Below are 22,137 nucleotides of genomic sequence, written 5' to 3'. Positions count from 1 at the left end.
GGCGATGGACGCGCTCGCCCAGAGCTACGCGCTGGAGGTGTCGCGGTTCGGGATCGAGACCACGATCATCGTCCCGGGGGCGTTCACGCACGGCACCAACCACTTCGCGCACAGCGGTTCGCCGGCCGACGCGGACGTCGTCGCGGCGTACGAGACGAAGTACGCCGGCCTGATGGAACAGGTCAGCGAGAAGCTCGCCGAGCTGGAACCCGCGTGGGCCGACGTCGCCGAGGTCGCCAAGGCGATCGTGACCGTGGTCGACACCGAGAAGGGCCGCCGGCCGTTCCGGGTGCACATCGACCCGTCCGACGACGGCTCGACCGTGGTGAACGCGGTCGCCGACCGGGTCCGCGCCGAACTCCTCCGCCGGATCGGTCTCGAGGACCTGCTCCACCCGGCGGCATGACCGTGTCGTTGGCCGGGCTGATCGACGTCCACTCGCACTTTCTGCCGCCGGAGTACGTCGCGGCGGCGGAACGGGCCGGGCATCTCCGTCCAGACGGGATGCCCGGCTGGCCCGTGTGGACCGAGCAGAAGCACCTGGACCTGATGGACCGGAACGACATCGAGACCGCACTGCTGTCGGTGTCGTCGCCTGGCGTGCACTTCGGTGACGACTTCCGGGCCCGGGTCCTGGCGCGGCGGGTCAACGAGCGGGCGGCCGAGCTGGGCCGCGACCACCCGGGACGGTTCGGGTTCTTCGCCAGTCTGCCGTTGCCCGACGTCGAGGGTGCGCTGGTGGAGTTGGAGTACGCGTACGACGTCTTGCACACGGACGGCGTCGTACTGATGAGCAACGCGGGCGGGCTGTACCCGGGTGAACCGTCGTGGGAACCGCTCTGGCGAGCGCTGAACGAGAGAGCGGCCGTCGTCCTGTTGCATCCGACCTCGCCCCCGCAGTGGCGGCAGGTGGCGCTGGACCGGCCGCGGCCGATGATCGAGTTCCTGTTCGACAGCACCCGGGCGGTCACCGACCTGGCCCTGACCGGGATCTTCACCCGTTACCCCGGCATCCGGTTCATCGTCGCCCAGGGCGGCGTACTGCCCCTGCTCGGCGATCGGCTCGACCACTTCCGCCGTACCTTCGCCCCCGACAGTCTGCCCAGCGTGGCACCGCAGCTGGAGAACCTCTGGTACGACGTCACCGGTACGCCGGACGCGGTCACGGGTGACCGGGCGGTGTACGGCAGCGGCTCCTGCTTCACCCCGGCCGACGCGGTCGAACGCGAGCTCGCGGCCCTGGACGCCCGATCCGGCGACTGGCGCGAGCGGGTCCGGTCGAACGCTCTGCGTCTGGTCGGCGCCGACGTCGTGACGTGAAAGACCCCGGCGGGCCCTGACAGCTCCGCCGGGGTGGCTGTTGATCTCTCAACAGCCACCGGATCATACGACGGACCGGCCGCTTCCACGACCCCCCGGCGATGGCCCGGTCGGGGGTGGTGTCGGCGGCGGGTGGCATGCTCTCGGCTGAGGGAGAGTCGTCTGGCGAGGAGTGCCGTGGGGCCGTGGGATGTGGATCAGGTGCTGGGGCTGGCGCCGGATCCTGCGTCGGCCAAAGCAGCCCAGGCTCAGGCGCGGACGACGAAGTGGCCGGAGACTGGGAGCTCCGAGCGGGCCGTGTGGGGACTGTGCCAGGGCAGCGGCAAGCAGCCGTACGAAACCACGGTCGATCTGAGCGGTCCGGCGTACAAGTGCTCGTGTCCGAGCCGGAAGTTCCCGTGCAAGCACGCGGTGGGGTTGCTGCTGCTCTGGGCGACCGGTGAGGTCCGGTCCGCCGACGAGCCCGAGTGGGTGAAGACCTGGGTGGATCAGCGGGCCGCCCGGGCGGAGCGGCCGGAGCGGAAGCCGGGTGAGGTCGCCGACCCGTTGGCGGCTCAGCAGCGTGCGTCGAGGCGGGCCGATCGGGTGTCCGCCGGGATGGCCGAGTTGGCGAGTTGGCTGGACGACCAGGTGCGGCAGGGGCTCGGCGGGTTCGACCAGCGGGCGTACAGCGAGCTGAGCCGGCTGGCCGCACGCATGGTGGACGCGCAGGCGCCAGGGGTTGCCGGAGCGGTACGGCGAGCGGCGGGCGTGGTCGGCCGTGGGCACGGCTGGCCCGGGGAACTGCTGGAGGAGCTCTCGCTCATCCACCTGATCGTCTCCGCGCACTCCCGGCTGGCCGAGCTCCCGCCCTCGCTGGCCGACACCGTGCAGTCGCGGATCGGCTGGACCGTCGAGACCGCGCGGGTGCTGGCCGAGGGCGAGAAGATCGAGGACGACTGGCTGGTGCTCGGCCGGGTGATCGAGCCCGACGACCGGCTGACCGTCCGCCGAGTGTGGTTGCGCGGAGCAACAACCGGCCGGCTCGGCCTGATCCTCAGCTTCGCGGCAGCCGGGCGGCCTCTCGATCCACTGCCGGCCCGACCGGGCGAGTACGTCCCCGGCGCGCTCTCGTACTACCCCGGCTCGCTCCCGATGCGCGCCCTCCTCACCCAGACGGCGCCACGCCTGCCCGCACCCCGGCCGGCCGGATTCACGGCCAAACAGGCGTTGGCGTCGTACGTCGAATCCGTCGCGGCCGACCCGTGGAACGAACGCTGGCCGCTGGTCCTGCAGGACGTCCGGCCGGCCCGGTACGGCGAGGGGTGGGCACTGGTGGACCAGGCCGGTGACGGTCTCGAGCTGCTGCCCGGGCTGGACCCGATGAGGCTGCTGGCGGTGTCCGCGGGCGATCCGATCACCGTCGCGGGCGAATGGAACCGCGCGGGATTCCGCCCGATGACCTGCTGGCACGGTGACAGGCCGGTGATCCTGTGAAGGGCTGGGACGGGCTGGTCAGTTCGGCGCTGCTCGGGACCGATCGGCGGCCGGTGCACTTGGAGGAGCTGCCCGAGCCGATCCGGGAGCGGCTCGGCGACGGTGGGTTGCTGGACGCCGCCGCGCTGGCGACCGTGTACAAACGTGCGGGCCGCAAGCCGTTGCGCGATCTCGAACCGTTGGCGGTGGCCCCTGGTGAGGATCGTCCGTTGCCCCGGCCGGTCGCGATCCGGCGGCTGGCGGCGATGCTCGGCGGATTCCAGACCACGGCGCTCGGGGAGTGGTTGCGCGCGGCCGACGCGCGGGGCTGGGGTGTGCCTCCGGAGCACCTGCCGGCGTTGGCCGACTACGCCCGCAATCGCCCGGACTATCGGCCGCTCGTCGTGGTCGCGGCCGGCCGGCGGGCGGCCGGGCTGGCGGAGCTCAATCCGGAGTGGAAGTTCCTGCATGCAGCAGTTGCCGAGAGCAATGACCCTGAGCTGTGGACCCATGGCAACGCGCTGCAGCGGCGGACATGGTTGCGGAGGACGCGCGAACGCGATCCGGCTGCCGCGCTCGAGGCGTTGCGGGAGGTCTGGCAGACCGAGTCGGCCGTGACTCGCGCCGAGTTCCTCGGGTTGCTGGCCGACGGACTGTCGGCGGCCGACGAGGAGTTCCTCGAGGCGGCGCTGGACGACCGCGCCAAGGAGGTCCGCCGGGGCGCGGCCCGGTTGCTCGCGCGGCTGCCCGGATCGCGGTACGGCGAGCGCATGATTGAGCGGCTGTGGTCGCATCTCGTCGTCAGCCAAGGTGTGCTGGCGGTCGACCTGCCGAAGCGGCTCAGTGCGTCGATGGAGCGCGACGGCATCGACTCGGAGAACCCGGAGGGCATCGGCAAGCGGGCCTGGTGGTTCCTGCAGATCGTCGCCAACACCCCGCTGTCCGCGATGGATCCGGCCTGGCTGAGCATGCCGGTCGAGGGCTGTGCACCCGACGTGCTGCAGGCGGCCTGGACCGAGGCCGCCGTACGCGAAGGCTCCGAGACGTGGGCACGGGAGTTGCTGAAGGAAAATGCCTCGACCGGCGGCCGGAGTGCGGCCGAACTGCTGCGGGTGCTGCCGGCCGACGAGTGGGCCCGGGCGGTGGCCGCGCTGAAGGAGACCATCGACCTGACCGAGTTGGTCGGTGGCTTGCCGGTGCCGTGGCCGACGTCGCTCGGAACCATGATCCTGGACCAACTCGCGGAAGCCGGGACCGCGCGAGGCTGGGCCCGGTTGGCCAGTATCGCGGCCCGCGCGGTGCCGCCCGACGTACTGGACCATCCGATCACCCGGGAACCGACCGGCGAGGAAGACACCTGGCGTCGGCGTCTCGTCGAAACCTTGATCTTCCGCCGCGAACTCTACGAGGAGCTCTCATGACCACGACCACAGAGGTTCTGCGGCCGCACGCCGAGGACGAGTACGCCGGTGAGCTGGCCGCGCTGGCCGCTGCGGACGACCGGCCGCGCCCGCCGGCGTGGCGGCTCTCACCGGCGGCAGTCGTCACCTATCTGCTGGGCGGACGGGCCGGTGACGTGGAGATCTCGCCGAAGTACGTCGGCCCGCGCCGGCTGGTCGAGGTTGCGGTCGCGACCCTGGCGACCGACCGCGCGCTGTTGCTCCTCGGCGTACCGGGAACGGCGAAGACGTGGGTCAGCGAGCACCTCGCCGCCGCGATCAGCGGCGACTCGACCCTGCTGGTGCAGGGGACGGCCGGCACCGCCGAGGAATCGATCCGGTACGGCTGGAACTACGCGCAACTGATCGCCCAGGGCCCCAGTGAGGCGGCGCTGGTGCCGAGTCCGGTGCACCGGGCGATGGCGGAGGCGAAGATCGCCCGGATCGAGGAGCTGACCCGGATGCCGTCCGACGTCCAGGACGCGCTGATCACGATCCTGTCCGAGAAGGCCCTGCCGATCTCCGAGCTGGCCACCGAGGTCCAGGCCCGCAAGGGCTTCAACGTCATCGCCACCGCGAACGACCGCGACAAGGGGGTCAACGAACTGTCCAGCGCGCTCCGGCGACGGTTCAACACCGTCGTCCTGCCGCTGCCCGACTCGGCCGAGGACGAGGTGGAGATCGTGTCCCGCCGGGTCGCGCAACTCGGGTCCGCGCTGGAACTGCCGCAGCCGGACGCGGCGCTGGACGAGATCCGCCGGGTGGTGACGATCTTCCGCGAACTGCGCTCCGGCCGGACCGAGGACGGCCGCACCGCGGTGAAGTCGCCGTCCGCGACGCTCTCCACCGCCGAGGCGATCAGCGTGGTGACCGGCGGTCTCGCGCTGGCGGCTCACTTCGGCGACGGCGTACTGCGGCCGACCGACGTGGCCGGCGGGATCCTCGGTGCGGTGATCAAGGACCCGGCGGCGGATCGTGTGGTCTGGTCGGAGTACCTGGAGACCGTCGTCCGCGAACGTGACGACTGGGCCCCGTTCTACCGAGCCTGCCGGGAGATCAGCGGGTGAGTGTGCATCTGCTCGGGATTCGGCATCACGGGCCGGGGTCGGCGCGGGCGGTGGCGGCCGCGCTGGCCGAGATCCGGCCGGACATGGTGCTGATCGAGGGACCGCCGGAGGCCGACAAGGTCGTCGAACTGGCCGGGTCGGAGGAGATGGTGCCGCCGGTCGCGTTGCTCGCGTACGCGGTGGACGACTCGACCCGGGCCGCGTTCTGGCCGTTCGCGGTGTTCAGCCCCGAGTGGCAGGCGATCGTCTACGCGTTGTCGGCCGGCGTACCGGTGCGGTTCTGCGACCTTCCGGCCGCGCACCAGTTCGCCTCGTCCGGTGAGGGCCGGCGCGGGTTGTCGATGGACCCGCTGGCCACACTGGCGCACGCCGGCGGGTACGACGATCCCGAGCGCTGGTGGGACGACGTGATCGAGTCCCGGCGCGAGGGCGCCGAGCCGTTCACCGTGATCGCCGACGCGATGCGTGAACTCCGGCACGGCGAGGAGGCGCGTGGCCGCGAGGCGCAGCGCGAGGCGTACATGCGGACCGTGCTGCGGAAGGCGATGCGCGAAGGGTACGAGCGGATCGCGGTGATCTGCGGCGCCTGGCACGTGCCTGCGCTGGAGGCGCCGTTGCCTCCGGCAACTCACGACGCGCGGATCCTGAAGGGTCTGCCGAAACGCAAGGTCGCGTGCACCTGGGTGCCGTGGACGCACGGTCGATTGGCGGCGGCGAGCGGGTACGGCGCCGGCATCACCTCGCCTGGCTGGTACCACCACCTGTTCACCGCTTCCGATCAGATCACCACCCGGTGGTTGGCGAAGGTCGCGCAGGTCCTGCGGAACGAGGACCTGCCGGTCTCGAGTGCCCATGTGATCGAGGCGGTCCGCCTCGCGGACACCCTGGCCGCGCTGCGGGAACGTCCGCTCGCCGGTTTGAGTGAGGTCACCGAGGCGACGCGGGCCGTGCTGTGCGGCGGGAACGACGTACTGCTCGATCTCGTCACGCGGGAAGCGGTCGTCGGCGAACTGCTCGGCCTGGTGCCGGGTGAGACGCCGCAGGCTCCGGTCGCGGCGGATCTGGCGGCACAGGCGCGGCGGTTGCGGATGCGCCGGGACGCGACCGAGCGGGTGGTCGAACTCGACCTGCGCAAGCCGAACGACCTGGAGAAGTCGCGGCTGTTGCACCGGTTGCGGATCCTCGGTGTGCACTGGGGTGTGCCGGCCGCCGACGAGCGGCGGGCGCAGGGCACGTTCCGGGAGATGTGGCGGCTCGCCTGGGATCCCGGGCTCGAGGTGGAGTTGGTCGCCGCCGGTGCGCACGGTACGACTGTCCTCGGCGCGGCGACGACCGTGATGCTGCGGGTCGCCGACGAGTCGTCGACCCTGGCCGAGGTGACCGCGGCGCTGGAGAAGTCGCTGCTGGCCGACCTCGCCGACGCCTTGCCCGACTTATTGCGTGCCGTCGACACCCGGGCGGCGGCCGATGCGGACGTCGGTCATCTGATGGCGGCGTTGCCGGCGCTGGCGCGGTCCTCCAGGTACGGCGATGTGCGTGGCACCGACACGGCCGGGCTGGCGGCGGTCGCGGGCCGGATGGTGTCTCGCGTTTGTGCCGGTCTGGGCCGGACTGTGCACGGACTCGATCCGGATGCGGCGGCCGCCGTACAGGAACTGATCGACGGGGTGCAGGACGCGACCGCCCTGCTGAACGAGGATGTGCGGTCCGAGTGGCTGGCGACGCTGGAGGGACTGAGCGATCGGTCGTCGGTGCCGCCGTTGATCCGTGGGCGGCTGACCCGGTTGATGCTCGACACGTCGCGACTGCCCGATCACGAGGTCGCGCTACGCCTCGGGCGGGCGTTGTCTCCTGGTACGCCGACCGCCGACGCTGCCGGTTATGTCGAGGGGTTCCTGGCCGGGGGCGGGTTGCTGCTGGTGCACGACGAGCGGCTGCTGGCGTTGGTGGACGCGTGGCTGGCCGCGATTCCCGACGACGCGTTCGTCGAGGTGTTGCCGTTGCTTCGCCGTACCTTCGGGACCTTCGCGTCGCCGGAACGGCGGTCGATCGGCACCCGGGCCCGCGCGCTGGGTGACCCGGCGGCCGTCGTGGTTGCCGACGACAACGACCTCGACACCGAGCTGGCCGCATCGGTCCTCCCGGTCGTCGCGCGGTTGCTGGGGGTGTGATGACTGTGTCGTCCATGGATGGCGAACGGATGCGCCGGTGGCGACTCGTGCTGGGCGGCGAGGCCGAGCCGGAGACCGGTACGACGCTCTCGGCCGAGGACCGCTCCGTCGACGCGGCATTGGCCGCCCTGTACGACGCGACACCGGGCGAGTCCACCGGTCAGCGAGCGGCCGGGCTGGGGTCGTCGGCGCCGCGGGTGGCGCGGTGGCTCGGGGATATCCGGCAGTACTTCCCGAGCACGGTCGTCCAGGTGATGCAGCGGGACGCGGTCGAGCGGCTCGGTATCACCCGGATGCTGATGGAGCCGGAGCTGCTGGGCGCGGTCGAGCCGGACGTGCACCTGGTCAGCACACTGCTCGCACTCAACGAGGTGATGCCGGAGGAGACCAAGCAGACCGCACGGGACGTCGTCGGCCGCGTCGTCGCCGAGCTGGAGGCGCGGCTCGCCGAGCGGACCCGGGCCGCGGTCACCGGCGCACTCGACCGGGCCGGGCGGACCGGACGCCCCCGGCACTCCGACATCGACTGGGACCGGACCATCCGGGCCAATCTCAAGCACTTCTCGCCGGCCCTCGGCACGATCGTCCCGGACCGGCTGATCGGGTACGCGCGGCGGAACCACAGCGTGCAGCGCGACATCGTGCTGGCGATCGACCAGTCCGGCTCGATGGCGGAGTCGGTGGTGTACGCGTCGCTGTTCGGCGCCGTGCTCGGGTCGATCCGGACGCTGCGGACGAGTCTGGTCGTGTTCGACACCGCGGTGGTCGACCTGACCGATCAGCTGGAGGATCCGGTCGACGTACTGTTCGGGACGCAGCTGGGCGGCGGCACCGACATCAACCGGGCACTCGCGTACTGCGAGGAGCTCGTCACCAAGCCCGCGGAGACGGTGATGGTGCTGATCTCGGACCTCTACGAAGGCGGTGTCCGCGAGGAGATGTTGCGCCGGGCCCGGTCCCTGGTCGACTCCGGCGTCCAGCTGATCGCCTTGCTCGCCCTGGCCGACTCGGGCACACCGTCGTACGACGCCGAGAACGCCGCCGCCCTCGCGGACCTCGGCGTACCCACCTTCGCCTGCACGCCGGATCTCTTCCCCGACCTGATGGCGGCCGCGATCAAACGCGAGGACATCACCGGCTGGGCCGCAACCAACCTCGAGGGAAGGAACTGAGCCCGTCGGCAGTTGCTGATCGACATGACGACGATCGAACTGACCCGGTTCCGGGTCCGGCCGGAGAAGGTCGAGGAACTGCTGGCCGCTCGCCCGGACATGCTGAAGGAGTTCGCCGCCGACCGCGCCGGCTTCCTCGGCGCCCGCCTGATCCGCCTCCCGGACGACGAATGGCTGGACGTCGTCGAATGGGCGAGCCCGGAAGACTACGCCGCCTCCCGCGCCAAGGGCCCGAACCTCCCCGGCATCGCCCGCTTCTTCGCCGCAATCGACTCGCTGGTCACCGCCGAAGAAGGCACACTCGCCTGACACGTCGTCGCGGCGGTGGGACCCTGCTCCTGGACCATGCTCTATCGGCGTTCGCCGCGACCTCGGTCGACGTCAACGAGCAGAACCCGCAGGCGATCGGCTTCTATCTGCACCGCGGCTTCCGCGTCAGTCAGCGATTTCCAGGATGTCGATGGGGGTGTTGGGGTCGGCTTCGGCGAAGCGGAGGGCCCAGTGGATCGCCTCTTCCTTGGAGTCGACCCGGATGATCGAGAGACCGGCGATCAGTTCCTTGGTCTCGGCGAACGGGCCGTCGAGGACGCGCGGCTCCGCGCCGAGGGCCGGGAAGGTGATCCGGGCGCCGCGGGAGCTCGGCATCAGCCCTTCGGCGGCGAGCAGTACGCCGGCCTGCCGCATCTCCTCGAGGACGGCGTCCGCCCGGGCCAGCATCTCCGGGTCCGGCGGGTTGCCCGCCTCGAGGCTGTCGTTGGTCTTGTGGAGCAGCATGTACCGCATAAGCAGACCTTAGTGGTGGTCGAGTGCCTTCCAGAACGCCGACGGGATCTCGTGGTCCATCCACTCCGCGACCTCGGTGATCTCCCGCGGACTGCGCGCCCCGACCACCACCGCCGGTACCGCGGGGTGCGCGAGCGGGAACTGGACGGCGGCGGCCAGCAACGGCACGTCGTAGCGGCGACACAGCTCACGCAGCAGCTCGATCCGCCGTACCAGGGCCGACGGCAGGCGCTCGTGCCCATGCGGGGCGCCCTCGGCCAGTACGCCGCCCTGGAAGACGCCGGCCGCGAGCACCGCGACACCGAGCTTCTCGCAGAGTGGCAGGAGCTCGTCGGCGCCTGACTGGTCGAGGAGCGTGTAGCGACCGGCGAGCAGGATGCAGTCCGGCCCGGCCGTCCCGGTCTCCCGGAGGAAGCGGGCCGCGACGTCGGCGTGGTTCACGCCCAGTGAGACGGCCTGGATGGTCCCGCGGCCGCGCAGCTCGGCGAGGGCGCGGAGGGCCTCGGTCGAGGCGGTCGGGTAGTCGAGATCGGGGTCGTGGATGTGCAGGACGTCGATCCGGTCGATGCCCATCCGCTCCAGGCTCTCCTCGAACGACCGCATCACCGCGCGGTATGAGTAGTCGAGCCGTGGACCGAGACCGGACGGAGGGTCGGCCCAGATCGGCTGGATGTCCGGACCACCCGGCTCGATCAGCCGGCCGACCTTGCTGCAGAGCACGAACCGGTCCCGCGGCCGCCCGCGGAGCGCGAGCCCGGCCCGATGCTCCGACAGCCCGTAGCCGTAGACCGGCGCGGTGTCGAACAGGCGGATGCCGAGCTCCCAGGCGCGGTCGATGGTCGCGATCGCCTGCTGCTCAGGTACGGCGGCGAACATCCCGCCGATCGAGGCGAGTCCGAGCCCCAGCCTGCTCACCCGCAACCCCGTCCGGCCCAGCTCCACGCTCCGCATGCGGCGACCCTAGAAGCCGCCGCCGACAGTTCCGTCCGTTCAGCGGGGGACGTCGCCTCGCCAGGCTCCGGTTTCGCTCGGGCGCTCCTCGATGAACTGCTTGAACCGCTGCAGGTCGCCCTTGACCCGGCCCTCGACGACGCCGAGCTTGTCGCCGGCCGTCTCCACGATCCCTTCCGGCTCGATGTCCATCTGCGCCGTCACCCGGGTCCGCTCCGGGGACAGCTTGTGGAACGTGATCACACCGGCGTGCTGCGGGCCCGAGTCGGATCGCCACGCGACCCGCTCGTCCGGGTGCTGCTCGGTGATGGTCGCGTCGAACTCACGCGTCGTACCGCCGATCCTGGTCACCCAGTGGGTGTGCGTGTCGTCCAGTTGCCGGACTTCCTCGACGCCTTCCATGAACTGAGGGAAGGACTCGAACTGCGTCCACTGGTTGTACGCCGTCGTCACCGGGACCTCGACGTCGACGGACTGGGTGATGGTGCTCATGGTCGTTCCTCCTCGGTTCGTTCCAGCCGGCCCGGTACCCGCGGAGCGCCCGTCGTACCCCTGCTCTTTTCACGCCACCGCCGAGGCGGCACCATGCGGACATGGGTGAGATCGCGGAGCGGTACCGGCGACGTGCCGACGCCTTCGAGCGCAAGGTCGCCGCGGTACAGCCGGACCAGTGGGCCAACCAGTCGCCGTGCGAGAAGTGGACGGCCCGGGACGTGGTCGACCACGTCGTGATGATGCACGGCGTCATGCTGATGCCGGTGGCCCGGAAGCTGGAGCCGGCCGACGACCCGCTGACCGCGTTCCAGGAGGCGCGCGCGGCGGTCGAGGAGGTGCTCGACGACCCGGTGCTCGCTCTCACCGAGACGGACACGCCGACCGGCCGGATGACGGCCGAGCAGCACATCGACCAGGTGGTCTCCGACGACCTGGTCCTGCACGGCTGGGACCTGGCCCGCGCGACCGGCCAGGACGAGACGATGGACCCGGTCGACGTGGAGCGGCTCTGGGCCGCCGCGGTGGCGATTCCTCCGGACGTGATGGAGAAGTTCCGTACGCCGGGTGCCTTCGGCGAAGGTGTCGAGGTCTACGGCCCGGAGGTCGCGGTCCCGCCGGACGCTCCGCTCCAGGACCGCCTACTCGGTCTGATCGGGCGTCAGCCCTGAGAGATCGCTCGGCGCGTAGTACTCCGCGGGCGCCGAGCAGAGCGGCGCGCTCGTCAGCTGCGTCGGGTTGGTCATCAGCAGGGCGTGGCCACGGCTGATCGGCCGCTCGAGGTACTCGTGGCCTGGCAGGTTCGCCACCGCCGTACGGCAGCCGAGCGCCATACCCTCGAACAAAGCCGTCGTGGACACCCCGACCTGGTAGGTGGCCGAGGCGAGGAGGTCCAGCGTGTTGCCCTCGGTGGAGAGGCGGACGCCTGCCGGGATCGTGTAGTCGGCCGCCCGCTCGCTCGGATGCGGCCGGAAGACGACATCCAGCGACGGGTGCTCCTTGGCCACCGACTCCGCCACATGCAGCAACTCGGCGCCGATGGTGCCCTGGGACAGGAACACCACCAGCTTCGGGTCCTTCGGCGCGGCCGTGGGCAGGTACGACGCCCCGATCACCGACGTACTCATCCCGGCCGGAAGGTCCGCGACGTCGGTCCAGTAGGAGCCGAAGCACCAGAGCTCGTCCGGCTGGTCGGCCACCGCCGGACGACCCGGGTAGCTGTAGCCGAGGTGGAACGGGCTGATCGCGCCGTGCTGGAGTTCGACCACCCGGATCCCGAGGTCGCGGGCCGCCCCGACGATGTGCTGGTGGAAGTACGCGACCACGACGTACACCGTCTCGATCCGGTGCTTCCGCAACAACGCGCGATAAAGCGCCCGCAGTCGCAGATGCTTGGGCACCTCCCGGGCCAGCAACGCACCGACCGGCACCGAGACACCGGTCAGTTCCCGCAGCGCGCGACCGATGCCGCGATCGTCGGCCTGCCGCTTGTGCACCGCGCCGGCGGCGGAGGTGAAGAAGTCGAGGTTCCGGCTGCCGGGGAGCGGCGTCCCGTTGATCCCCGAATCCAGGATCAGCGCGTTCGGGCCGAGGGCCCGGCGGAGTTCGTCGGTGTAGATCTCGACACCGCCCGGTTTCCGCGGATGCGGTACGACCAGCGCGTCGTACGAGCCGAAGAACGGGTTGCGGGTGACCAGGCCGGTCAGGTGCCGCGCGACGAGACGCGCTTTGTCGTACTGCGTACGTCGTACCGGATGCGGAGCGCCGTGGATGCCGGTGCGCCGGGTCAGCTCGTGGAAGACGCGCATCCGGATGACCGGCCAGGGGCTAACGGCGCCGATCCGCCAGTCGAGCAGACTCAGCTCCCGCTCCACCTGCCAGATCGCCCGGCACAGGCCCGCCACCGTCGGACCTGTGTTCGGCCCCCTGCTCGGCCCTGGATTCGGCCCTGGATTCGGCTCCGTGCCGTTCCCGGTACTCGTCATGGTTGATCCCTACTATCCCGGCGAGACTACCGACGCCCGAGAAGAACCGGCGGACTGCCTTCAGCAGGTGCGTCTTCCGGCCGAGCAGCAGCCCGGCGAGGGCGAACCCGATTGCCGAGACCACCCGCGCCGAAGCATAGGCCAGGACGAGCAGGTAACTGACCGCGCCCGGCCGGATCAGCAGCCGGCTGATCGTGTCCCCGCTGCCGGACCGGAACGCCCGGCGTACCAGCCAGCGCAGCGTCGTCCGTGCGGCCGGCACCTCCTCGGCGATCCACGCCTCCTCGCACCAGACGATCCGGAACCCGGCCCGGTGCACGCGCAGGAAGAAGTGCAGGTCGCTGGAGCCGGTGTAGCGGAACGCGGGATGGAACCCGGGCGTGATCGCGTGGTAGACCCGCCGGCTCACCAGGGTGTTGTTCGTGTACGCCTTGCGCAGTTCCTCGCCGGTGGTGTGCCTGCCGGTCGAGTCGTGCACGTCGCTGTAGTGGTTCCAGGCCGGCGCGCCGGGCGGCAGGTTGCCCTTCACCGGGCCGGTGACAACGTCGGCACCGGATGCCTCCCAGGCGTGCAGGAGGGTCGCCAGCCAGTTGGGTGGCGCTATCTCGTCGTCGTCCACGAAGATCAGCGCGTCGTCGTCCCAGCACAGTTCGACCGACTTCTCCCGCGCGAACGGGATGCCCGGCTCCGGCTCGACCACGGATTCGATCGGGTACGGCGTACCGCCGCCGAACTCCTCGATCACCCGGGCCGCCGAACCGTCCGCGTCGTTGTCGACCACCACGATCCGGACCGCGTAATCGGAATCCTCGGGCAGTTCCTGCGCCTCCAGGCTGGTCAGCAGAGCACGCAACAGAGCAGGCCGCCGGAAGGTGATGACCGCGATGGCGACCCGGGTGCTCATGGCGCCCGAGACTATCGGTCCCCGCCAACAAGCGGCCATCCGGTGTACCTGTCGGTAGGTACAATTCACGGGGTGGAAACAATGGAGCGCTTGATCCGCAGCACGCAGGAACTGCTGTGGGAGCGCGGGTACGTCGGCACGAGTCCGAAGGCGATCCAGCGGGCTGCCGATGCCGGCCAGGGCAGCATGTACCACCACTTCAGCGGCAAGGCGGAGTTGGCGAAGGCCGCGATGGAGCGGTCGGCCGCGGAGTTGCGGCAGGCGGCCGACGAGCAGTTCGGGCGGCCCGGTACGGCGACCGAGCGGATCTCCCGTTACCTCCAGCGGGACCGGGACGTGCTGCGCGGTTGCCGGATCGGGCGGCTGACCGCGGACCCGGACGTGATGGCGGATCCGCGGTTGCGGGCGCCGGTGGACGAGACGTTCCGCTGGTTGCGCGGCCGGCTCGCGGAGATCGTTGCCGAGGGCAAACGCAAAGGCGAGTACCCGGAGTCCCTCGACCCGGATCGGACCGCGGCGACGATCGCCGCCGTACTGCAGGGCGGCTACGTGCTGGCCCGCGCGGCGAACTCCGACGAGCCGTTCGAGCTCGCCGTCCGAGGACTTATCGACCTGCTACCGGAGGCCAAGTGAAGATCGGCGCTGTCTTTCCCCAACTCGAGATCGGTGCGGATCCGGCCGTCGTCCGCGACTGGGCGACGACCGTCGAGCAGGCCGGCTACACCCACGTGCACGCGTACGACCACGTGCTGGGTGCCGACCCGGCGAACCGGCCCGGGTGGACCGGATACACCGACAAGTCCTTGTTTCACGAGGTTTTCGTCCTGTTCGGCTACCTCGCGGCGATCACGAGCTCGGTGGAGTTGGTGACCGGCGTACTCGTCCTGCCGCAGCGTCAGACGGCCCTCGTGGCCAAGCAGGCGGCGGAGGTCGACGTGCTGAGCGGCGGCCGGCTGCGGCTCGGTGTCGGCATCGGCTGGAACCAGGTCGAGTACCAGGCGCTCGGCGTACCGTTCCGGCAGCGCGGCGCGTTGCTGGAAGAGCAGGTGGACGTACTGCGGCGGCTGTGGGCCGAGCCGGTCATCTCGTACGACGGCAGGTTCCACCAGATCGAGGAGGCCGGGCTCAACCCGTTGCCGGGGCGGCAGATCCCGATCTGGTTCGGCGGCGGCGCGGACGCCGTACTTCGCCGTACCGGCCGGATCGGTGATGGCTGGATGCCGCAGACCGGTCCGGACGCCGAGACCAAGGCCCGGGTCGAACGCCTCCGGTCGTACGCCGCCGAAGCCGGCCGCGACCCGGCCACCATCGGCATCGAACCCCGCCTCACCCTGGCCGAGGTCCCCGAGCGAGACTGGCCCGCCTTCATCGACGGCTGGCGCGCCCTGGGCGCCACCCACCTGGCCGTCAACACCATGAAGCTCGGCCTCGAACACCCCGAAGACCACGCCGCGGTACTCCGCGACGTCTTACCGGTCCTGAGCTCGGCGGCGTCGGACTAGCTGTCAGGCCGCGGGGTGGAGGCGGGGGTGAAGGTTGAGGACGGCTGGATTACGGTCGGAGGGAGAGCCGATCACGAAGTCGTGGTAGTCAGCCAAAGGAGCCTTCAGTGTCTGTCGACGTCACCGGGCCGATGAACGAGCGGTACGACGAGATCCTCACCGAGCGCGCCCTCGGGCTGATCGAGACGTTGCACCGGGAGTACGGCGCGCGCCGGCTCGAACTGCTCGAGCGCCGGCAGCAGCGGGTGGCGGAGATCGCGGGCGGGGCGTCGCTCGGGTTCCTGCCGGAGACGAAGGAGGTGCGGGACGACCCGGACTGGCGGGTCGCCCCGGCGGCGCCCGGCCTGGTCGACCGGCGGGTCGAGATCACCGGGCCGACCGACCGGAAGATGACGATCAACGCGCTGAACTCCGGCGCCAGGGTGTGGCTGGCCGACCAGGAGGACGCGAACACCCCACTGTGGGAGAACGTGATCGGCGGCCAGCTCAACCTGCTCGACGCGATCACCCGGCGGATCGACTTCAGCACCGAGACCAAGTCGTACGAGTTGAAGCCGGACGAGGAGCTGGCCACGATCGTGGTCCGGCCGCGCGGCTGGCATCTGCCGGAGAAGCACCTCCTGGTCGACGGCGAGCGGGTGTCCGGCTCGCTGGTCGACTTCGCGCTGTACCTCGCCACCTGTGGACAGCTGCAGCTCGACCGCGGCCAGGGTCCGTACTTCTACCTGCCGAAGATGGAGTCGCACCTCGAGGCGCGGCTCTGGAACGACGTCTTCGTCACCGCGCAGGAGTACCTCGGCATCCCGCGCGGAACCATCCGGGCGACCGTGCTGATCGAGACCTACCCGGCCGCGTTCGAGATGGAGGAGATCCTCTACGAGCTGCGCGAGCATTCGGCCGGGCTGAACGCCGGCCGCTGGGACTACATGTTCAGCGTGATCAAGACCCACCGGACGCGGGGCACGGACTTCCAGCTGCCGGACCGCAACAGCGTCACCATGACAGTCCCGTTCATGCGCGCCTACACCGAACTGCTGGTCCGCACCTGCCACAAGCGCGGCGCGCACGCGATCGGCGGGATGGCGGCGTTCATCCCGAGCAAGGACCCGGCGGTGAACGAACAGGCGTTCGCGAAGGTCGAGGCGGACAAGCGGCGCGAGGCCGGTGACGGTTTCGACGGGTCGTGGGTCGCGCACCCCGGCATGGTCGAGACCTGCAAGGCGGTCTTCGACGCGGTGCTCGGCGACCGCCCCAACCAGCTGGACAAGCTGCGCGAGGACGTGTCCGTCACGGCCGCGGACCTGCTCGACGTCGCGTCGACGCCGGGTGAGGTGACCGAGGCCGGGCTGCGCAACAACGTCAGCGTCGCGATCCAGTACCTGGCCGCCTGGCTGGAAGGCACCGGCGCGGTCGGCATCTTCAACCTGATGGAGGACGCCGCCACCGCCGAGATCTCCCGCTCCCAGATCTGGCAGTGGCGCCAGAACCAGGTGGTCCTCGACACCGGCGACACCGTCACGACCGACCTGGTCCACCGCATCGCCGACGAGGAGATCGCCAAGCTCGGCGGAGACCCCGAGCGCTTCAAGGCGGCCCGCGAACTCTTCCTCGAAACCGCCCTGGACGACGACTACGTCGACTTCCTCACCCTCCCGGCGTACGAACGCATGCCGTGAGCGGGCGAGAACGTAGCGGAGCGCCTAGGCTGCGTGCATGGTCAATGTCGTGTTGCGCGTCCGGCTTGTGAGCGGTGACCAGTTCGATGTCAGCTACGAGGATCCGGGGGCGGTCGATGACGAGGACGCCGTCGAGCACGCCGTCGCGGCCTTGACCGACGACGGCGGCGTGCTGCGGTGCAGGCACGGCGGCCGGCTTGTCGTGTTGTTCGCGCGGGGTGTTGCCGCGCTGGAGGTCGCGCCGCGGGGCGCGGTGCTGTAGACGGCCGGATGCCCTGGCGGATCCACCAGGGCATCCGGGACCGTCAGCGTGACGGGTACGCCGCGTCGACCTCGACCTCGACGAGCCAGCCGTTGACGGGGAGGTTCTCGATCTCGAGGGCGAACCGGGACGGGCGGGACGAGTTGACCACAAACGGTTTCGCGGGCGGCGCCGTACCGAGGGGGACCGGGACATAGGCGCCCGTGGTCAGGTCGGTGTTGGCGAAGTACTGCCGGTACGCGCGATTCCAGCCGGCGAAGTCGGCGGTGGCGGCGCCGGCGGGGTTCTGCAGGAAGACGCGCATCGTGTAGACGTCGGCGTACGAGAGACCCCGGGCCTGCAGGTTCTCGCCGATCCGCCGCAACACGTTGATGCCCTGGGCTTCGGTGATCGTGACGCCGGCCGGCAGCACGCCGCCGGGGAAGACCGCGGTGTCGATGTACGACGCTTCCGATCCGGCCGGAGCACTCGTGTTGAGTGCGGACGGTCCGAGTCCGCTGGTCTTGTAGATCGGTGTGTTGGCGCCGATCGCGACGCCGGTGGCGATCATCGGGTTGGACTGGCCGGCGGGCAGTGCCGGTTCGACGGTGCCGGGACGTGGCGGTTTCGGCTTGTCCCACCAGCCCGCGGCGGTGCCCGCGCCCGCGGCGAACGACACGACGACAGCGACGACTCCGGCGATCAGACGGGTCTTCTTCATCGGCTCGCCACCACCCGGCTGTGCAGGGCGGTCACGGTCGCCCGGGCGGACGTCATCGCACCGTGCTGCCAGGCGATGGCGTGGGACAGGTGGTCACCGGCGAAGTAGATGTTGCCGGTGGCATCGAGCAGTTTCGCGTAGACCCCGTCGGTCTGGGACGGCCAGCCGACCCAGGCCGCTTCGGAGTACTTGGTGCCCTGCCAGTTCACCGAGAACGCGGCCTCGACGTCCTTGCCGTACACGTCGCCGTGGATCTTGGTGCCCTGGGCAATCGCTCGCTCCAGCCGGGCCGCCGGGGCCAGGGCGCCGTACGCGTTGGCGTTGGCGCCGGTGTTGTAGTAGCCGATCACCGTCCCGCGCTTGCCGTGGAAGCCGCTCGACGGGTACCAGGTGTTGACGGTGTCCAGGTTGCTGTTGGTGATCCCGCCGTAGATGCGCAGGTCCTCCTCCCACCAGCGGCGACCGTACTCGATGCCGATCTTGCCGGCGTTGGTCGGTCGCGCGTACCGCAGCGCGGCGACGATGTCGGCCGGCAGGTTGGACGGGACCTTCGCGGCAAGGTGCGGCGGCAGTGTGCAGATGGCGAAGTCTGCGGTCAGCGCCCGCGGCCGTGCCCCGGTCGTGTAGGTGACCTCGACGCCGGTCGTGGTGTTGCGCAGTCCGAGCACCTCGGCGCCGTACTGGATCTTCTCCCGGCCGATCGCCTGCTCGAACGCGTACGGGATCCGGTCCATCCCGCCGACCGGCTGGAACATCATCATCGCCTGGTCCCAGCCGAACTCGAACGAGAAGTAGTTGCCGACCCCGCTGGCGAAGACGTCGCTCAGGGCGTACGGCGCGGCCGTCGTACCGCCCTCCAGTCCCGCCCCGGGCTCGACCTCGTAGCCGCGCCGGCCGTCGGTGCCGGTGTACCGGAAACCGCTCGCCTTGTTGCCGATGGCACCGAAACTGGTCAGGAAACCGATCAGCGCCTGCTTGTCGGTCGCGGTCAGGTAGCTGTCCAGGGCACCTTGATCGGTCGCCTTGGCGAGCAGTTCGGACACGTAGCCGTAGACGTCGGCCTTGGCGGTGCGGTGCCGGATCGGCCGGTTGGACAGGGCGGTGCTGCCTTCGCGGTACAGGTAGGCGTCGGCGTTCTGGTTGACGAACGGCTCGATCGCGACGCCCAGTTCACGGCAGTAGTCCAGGGTGACATGGTGCTGCGGGATGCGGGCCGGGCCGGCGTTCATGTACTCCCCGGCGGAGAACCGTCCCCGCTGGGTGTGCCCGGCCAGGTCGGTCTCGGTGGTGCCGCCGCGCACCGTCCAGTTCCGGCCGCCTGGGCGTTTGCGGGCCTCCAGCAGGGTGACCTTGTACCCGCCTTTGAGCAGCTCGTACGCCGAGGTCAGCCCGGCGATGCCCGCACCGAGGACGACGACGTGTTTGCCGCGGCCGTTCAGTTCGACCCGCGACGGGGCGGCGTACGCGGGAGTTCCGGCGGCGCCCGTGAGGCCGAGCGCCGACATCGTGGAGTACAGGACACCGGCCCCACCGGTGATACCGACCTGCTGCAGGAACTGACGTCTGGTTTGCGCCATGCCTTCTCCTCACTGGGCAACGGGGTAGCTGACCAGAAAGGTAAGGACTTGATGTTTTCCCGCCGTGTCCGCGCGGTGACGACCTGGGATCGGAACTGACAGGTATGTTTCCGGTTAACGAACCTGTTGCCGCAGCGTCTTGGCGGCAGCGGCGATCTCGGCGTAGACGCCGGGGTAGGCCGGGTCGGCGCAGCCCTTGCCCCAGGAGACGGTGGCGAGCAGGCGGCCGTTGAGGACGAGAGGGCCGCCGGAGTCGCCCTGGCAGGCGTCACCGGTGCCGTTGCCGGCGCAGACGTTCGAGGCGGCGGCGTACCCGTTGGCGACGTACTCCTTGTTCGCCAGGCAGGCGGCGTCACCGAGATCGGGTACGGCGACCTTCTGCAGCGTGTCGTCCGGCCCGGTGTCCGCCGTGTCGCCCCAGCCGTAGACCGTCGGTACGGCACCCTTCCGATCCGCCTTCGGGTCGGTCTCGAGCGCGATCACCGGGACCTGCGTGAACGGCCGGGCCAGGGTGAGGATCGCGAAGTCGTTGCGGTTGTTCTTCGTGTTGTAACCGGGATGGATCCACACCTTGCTGATCCCGGACACGCGTCCGGTCGAGGTGTCGGTGAGATCGGCCCGGCCCTGGATCGCGGTGTACGTCGACAGCGGTTTCGTCATGCAGTGCGCGGCCGTCAGCACCTTGTCCGGCGCGACCAGCGCGCCACCGCACCACCGCCCGGTCGCCCGCGCCGACTGTGAGTTCGTCAACGCCACCGCCCACGGTGCCTCGCTGACGCTCGCCAGGGTCCCGCCGACGATCAGCCGTTTGTCGACCGAGGCGGACACCGCCCCGGCGGACACCAGCACGAGGATCCCGGCAAGGACGGCAGCACGTTTGAACATGCCGCCGAACTTACTGCACGTAATCGCTCGATGAGCAATCGGTGACCGTGTATTCCTTCCGGCGATGGGGACTGGGAGGAGCATGAGGCTGACCGAGACAGCGGACGTTTGGTGGAAGAACGCGGTCGTGTACTGCCTCGATGTCGAGGCCTTCTTCGACACCGACGGCGACGGGCGCGGTGATCTGCGCGGCGTGAGCCAGCGGATCGATCACCTCGCCGAACTGGGGGTGACGTGCCTGTGGCTGATGCCGTTCTATCCGACCCCGGACCGCGACGACGGCTACGACATCACCGACTTCTACGGCGTCGACCCGCGGCTGGGCACCCACGGCGACCTGGTCGAGCTGATCACGCTCGCACACGACCGGGGTATGCGGGTGATCGCCGACCTGGTCGTCAACCACACCTCCGACAAGCATCCGTGGTTCCAGAGCGCGCGGGCCTCGCGGCAGTCGCCGTACCGGGACTGGTACGTCTGGCGGGACGAACCGCCGGCGGACGGGGACAAGGGCATCGTGTTCCCGGACCAGGAGACCAGTCTCTGGCAGTACGACGAGCAGGCCGGGCAGTACTACCTGCACAGGTTCTACAAGCACCAGCCGGATCTCGACATCACGAACCCGGCGGTGCGCGAGGAGATCATGCGGGTGATCGGCTTCTGGCTGCGGCTGGGGCTGTCCGGGTTCCGGGTGGACGCCGTACCGTTCCTGATCGACCCGGCAGGTTCGCTCGACGCCGCCGAGCTGCCGGATCCGCACGACTACCTGCGGGACCTGCGCGCCTTCCTGTCCCGGCGGACCGGTCAGGCGATCCTGCTGGGCGAGGTCAACCTGCCCTACAAGGAGACGCGGCGCTTCTTCGGTGACGAGGACGGCGACGAGCTGACCATGTCGTTCGACTTCGTCGTGATGCAGCGGCTCTACCTGTCGCTGGCGCGCAACGATCCGGCCGAACTGGTGAAGGCGTTGCGGGAGCGTCCGGATCCGCCGGAGGAGGCGCAGTGGGGCACGTTCGTGCGCAACCACGACGAACTCACCCTTGACAAGCTCTCCGACGAGGAACGGCAGGAGGTCTTCGACGCCTTCGGGCCCGAGGAGAGCATGCAGCTGTACGGCCGCGGCCTGCGCCGCCGGCTGCCGCCGATGCTCGGCAACGACCCCGCCCGGCTGAAGATGGTCTACAGCCTGCTGTTCTCCCTGCCCGGTACGCCGGTGCTGTTCTACGGCGAGGAGATCGGTATGGGTGAGAACCTCGCGGTGGAAGGCCGGAACGCCGTCCGTACGCCGATGCAGTGGACCGCGGACGCGAACGGCGGGTTCTCGACCGCGGACCCGAACGACCTGGCCACTCCGCTGCCCGAGGGTGACTACAGCCCGGAGCACGTCAACGTCGCGGCCCAGCGTCGCGATCCCGACTCGTTGCTCAACTGGATCAAACTGCTGATCCGGCGCTACCGCGAGTGCCCGGAGCTCTCCTGGGGCGACTGCACCGTGCTCGAGCACGAGTCGCCGTCGGTGTTCGCCCATCGCTCGGACTACGAGAGCGGCAGCATCGTCGCCGTACACAACTTCGCCGACCAGCCCGCGCACGTGACGCTCGCGGTGGGCGGCACCGGCGTCGGCGTCCAGGCCGTCGACCTTCTGCAGGACGGTACGGCGACCGTCCGCGAGGACGGCGTGATGGAACTCGACCTCGAGCCGTACGGCTCTCGCTGGCTCCGGATCATCCGGCCCGGCGACCGCTACATCGTGTAAAAGGTGGTCACCCCGGCCACGCATGCCGGGGTGACCACGT

22 protein-coding genes are annotated in these 22,137 nt (G+C 70.2%); 14 read left to right on the top strand and 8 right to left on the bottom strand.

Annotated features, from left to right (window positions below):
* Positions 1 to 4: 4 nt before the first annotated feature.
* The 8 genes from ACYVOK_RS31670 to ACYVOK_RS31635 all read left to right on the top strand — a co-directional run bounded on the left by ACYVOK_RS31670 (position 5) and on the right by ACYVOK_RS31635 (position 8,933).
* Complete coding sequence (locus tag ACYVOK_RS31670; RefSeq protein WP_460666256.1) at positions 5 to 406, top strand: Rossmann-fold NAD(P)-binding domain-containing protein; 402 nt, start codon at positions 5 to 7, stop codon at positions 404 to 406.
* Positions 403 to 1,320 (top strand): amidohydrolase family protein, encoded by a 918-nt coding sequence (locus ACYVOK_RS31665; RefSeq protein WP_460666255.1) that lies wholly within the window; start codon positions 403 to 405, stop codon positions 1,318 to 1,320. Before ACYVOK_RS31670 ends, ACYVOK_RS31665 begins: the two co-directional genes overlap by 4 nt.
* 177 nt (positions 1,321 to 1,497) lie before the next feature.
* The gene (locus ACYVOK_RS31660; RefSeq protein WP_460666254.1) at positions 1,498 to 2,796 is read left to right on the top strand and encodes an SWIM zinc finger family protein; all 1,299 of its coding nucleotides are present in this window, start codon (positions 1,498 to 1,500) and stop codon (positions 2,794 to 2,796) included.
* Positions 2,793 to 4,196, top strand: a complete 1,404-nt coding sequence (locus ACYVOK_RS31655; RefSeq protein ID WP_460666253.1) for a DUF5691 domain-containing protein — start codon at positions 2,793 to 2,795, stop codon at positions 4,194 to 4,196. Before ACYVOK_RS31660 ends, ACYVOK_RS31655 begins: the two co-directional genes overlap by 4 nt.
* The gene (locus ACYVOK_RS31650; protein ID WP_460666252.1) at positions 4,193 to 5,281 is read left to right on the top strand and encodes an ATP-binding protein; all 1,089 of its coding nucleotides are present in this window, start codon (positions 4,193 to 4,195) and stop codon (positions 5,279 to 5,281) included. Before ACYVOK_RS31655 ends, ACYVOK_RS31650 begins: the two co-directional genes overlap by 4 nt.
* A complete protein-coding gene (locus ACYVOK_RS31645; protein ID WP_460666251.1) occupies positions 5,278 to 7,452 on the top strand; it encodes a DUF5682 family protein in 2,175 nt (724 codons plus the stop codon). Before ACYVOK_RS31650 ends, ACYVOK_RS31645 begins: the two co-directional genes overlap by 4 nt.
* A gap of 14 nt (positions 7,453 to 7,466) precedes the next feature.
* Positions 7,467 to 8,624 carry a VWA domain-containing protein gene (locus ACYVOK_RS31640; protein ID WP_460666250.1) on the top strand — a complete coding sequence of 386 codons (1,158 nt, stop codon included), beginning with the start codon at positions 7,467 to 7,469 and terminating at the stop codon, positions 8,622 to 8,624.
* A 24-nt stretch (positions 8,625 to 8,648) separates the two neighbouring features.
* Complete coding sequence (locus ACYVOK_RS31635) at positions 8,649 to 8,933, top strand: antibiotic biosynthesis monooxygenase family protein (protein ID WP_460666249.1); 285 nt, start codon at positions 8,649 to 8,651, stop codon at positions 8,931 to 8,933.
* Between the two features lie 126 nt (positions 8,934 to 9,059).
* On the opposite strand, the gene ACYVOK_RS31630 is transcribed toward ACYVOK_RS31635, so the two are convergent.
* The 3 genes from ACYVOK_RS31630 to ACYVOK_RS31620 are packed head-to-tail and all read right to left on the bottom strand — an operon-like array spanning position 9,060 to position 10,850.
* Entirely contained in the window at positions 9,060 to 9,407 is a 348-nt protein-coding gene (locus ACYVOK_RS31630; protein WP_460666248.1) for a YciI family protein, read from the bottom strand.
* A gap of 9 nt (positions 9,408 to 9,416) precedes the next feature.
* A complete protein-coding gene (locus ACYVOK_RS31625) occupies positions 9,417 to 10,358 on the bottom strand; it encodes an aldo/keto reductase (RefSeq protein ID WP_460666247.1) in 942 nt (313 codons plus the stop codon).
* A 39-nt stretch (positions 10,359 to 10,397) separates the two neighbouring features.
* A complete protein-coding gene (locus tag ACYVOK_RS31620) occupies positions 10,398 to 10,850 on the bottom strand; it encodes an SRPBCC family protein (RefSeq protein WP_460666246.1) in 453 nt (150 codons plus the stop codon).
* A gap of 101 nt (positions 10,851 to 10,951) precedes the next feature.
* Here ACYVOK_RS31620 and ACYVOK_RS31615 point away from each other — a divergent pair, with 101 nt between their 5' ends.
* Positions 10,952 to 11,521, top strand: a complete 570-nt coding sequence (locus ACYVOK_RS31615; RefSeq protein ID WP_460666245.1) for a TIGR03086 family metal-binding protein — start codon at positions 10,952 to 10,954, stop codon at positions 11,519 to 11,521.
* On the opposite strand, the gene ACYVOK_RS31610 is transcribed toward ACYVOK_RS31615, so the two are convergent.
* Entirely contained in the window at positions 11,492 to 12,754 is a 1,263-nt protein-coding gene (locus tag ACYVOK_RS31610; protein ID WP_460666244.1) for a hypothetical protein, read from the bottom strand. The genes ACYVOK_RS31615 and ACYVOK_RS31610 overlap by 30 nt on opposite strands.
* Positions 12,678 to 13,739 carry a glycosyltransferase family 2 protein gene (locus ACYVOK_RS31605; protein ID WP_460666243.1) on the bottom strand — a complete coding sequence of 354 codons (1,062 nt, stop codon included), beginning with the start codon at positions 13,737 to 13,739 and terminating at the stop codon, positions 12,678 to 12,680. Before ACYVOK_RS31605 ends, ACYVOK_RS31610 begins: the two co-directional genes overlap by 77 nt.
* 81 nt (positions 13,740 to 13,820) lie before the next feature.
* Between ACYVOK_RS31605 and ACYVOK_RS31600 the strand changes: the two genes are divergently transcribed.
* From ACYVOK_RS31600 to ACYVOK_RS31585, 4 genes are all read left to right on the top strand, one after another.
* Positions 13,821 to 14,372 (top strand): TetR/AcrR family transcriptional regulator, encoded by a 552-nt coding sequence (locus ACYVOK_RS31600; protein WP_460666350.1) that lies wholly within the window; start codon positions 13,821 to 13,823, stop codon positions 14,370 to 14,372.
* Entirely contained in the window at positions 14,369 to 15,241 is an 873-nt protein-coding gene (locus ACYVOK_RS31595) for an LLM class F420-dependent oxidoreductase (protein ID WP_460666242.1), read from the top strand. Before ACYVOK_RS31600 ends, ACYVOK_RS31595 begins: the two co-directional genes overlap by 4 nt.
* A gap of 107 nt (positions 15,242 to 15,348) precedes the next feature.
* Positions 15,349 to 16,917, top strand: a complete 1,569-nt coding sequence (gene aceB, locus ACYVOK_RS31590; RefSeq protein ID WP_460666241.1) for a malate synthase A — start codon at positions 15,349 to 15,351, stop codon at positions 16,915 to 16,917.
* A gap of 37 nt (positions 16,918 to 16,954) precedes the next feature.
* Positions 16,955 to 17,179 carry a hypothetical protein gene (locus ACYVOK_RS31585; RefSeq protein ID WP_460666240.1) on the top strand — a complete coding sequence of 75 codons (225 nt, stop codon included), beginning with the start codon at positions 16,955 to 16,957 and terminating at the stop codon, positions 17,177 to 17,179.
* A 43-nt stretch (positions 17,180 to 17,222) separates the two neighbouring features.
* Here the strand turns inward: ACYVOK_RS31585 and ACYVOK_RS31580 are convergent, their stop codons facing one another.
* The 3 genes from ACYVOK_RS31580 to ACYVOK_RS31570 form a co-directional block, all read right to left on the bottom strand.
* Positions 17,223 to 17,879: a Rid family hydrolase gene (locus tag ACYVOK_RS31580; RefSeq protein WP_460666239.1), complete on the bottom strand. Its 657-nt coding sequence runs from the start codon at positions 17,877 to 17,879 to the stop codon at positions 17,223 to 17,225.
* Positions 17,876 to 19,456: a flavin monoamine oxidase family protein gene (locus tag ACYVOK_RS31575; protein ID WP_460666238.1), complete on the bottom strand. Its 1,581-nt coding sequence runs from the start codon at positions 19,454 to 19,456 to the stop codon at positions 17,876 to 17,878. The genes ACYVOK_RS31580 and ACYVOK_RS31575 overlap by 4 nt, the downstream gene beginning before the upstream one ends.
* Before the next feature lie 114 nt (positions 19,457 to 19,570).
* On the bottom strand, positions 19,571 to 20,341 hold the full coding sequence (locus ACYVOK_RS31570; RefSeq protein ID WP_460666237.1) for a S1 family peptidase: 771 nt from the start codon (positions 20,339 to 20,341) through the stop codon (positions 19,571 to 19,573).
* An 82-nt stretch (positions 20,342 to 20,423) separates the two neighbouring features.
* Here ACYVOK_RS31570 and ACYVOK_RS31565 point away from each other — a divergent pair, with 82 nt between their 5' ends.
* A complete protein-coding gene (locus ACYVOK_RS31565; RefSeq protein ID WP_460666236.1) occupies positions 20,424 to 22,097 on the top strand; it encodes an alpha-amylase family protein in 1,674 nt (557 codons plus the stop codon).
* Positions 22,098 to 22,137: the final 40 nt, after the last annotated feature.

This window comes from Kribbella swartbergensis (assembly GCF_054784135.1).
Note: the sequence above shows the minus strand (reverse complement) of the source record. Positions and strands in the feature narration are given on the sequence as shown.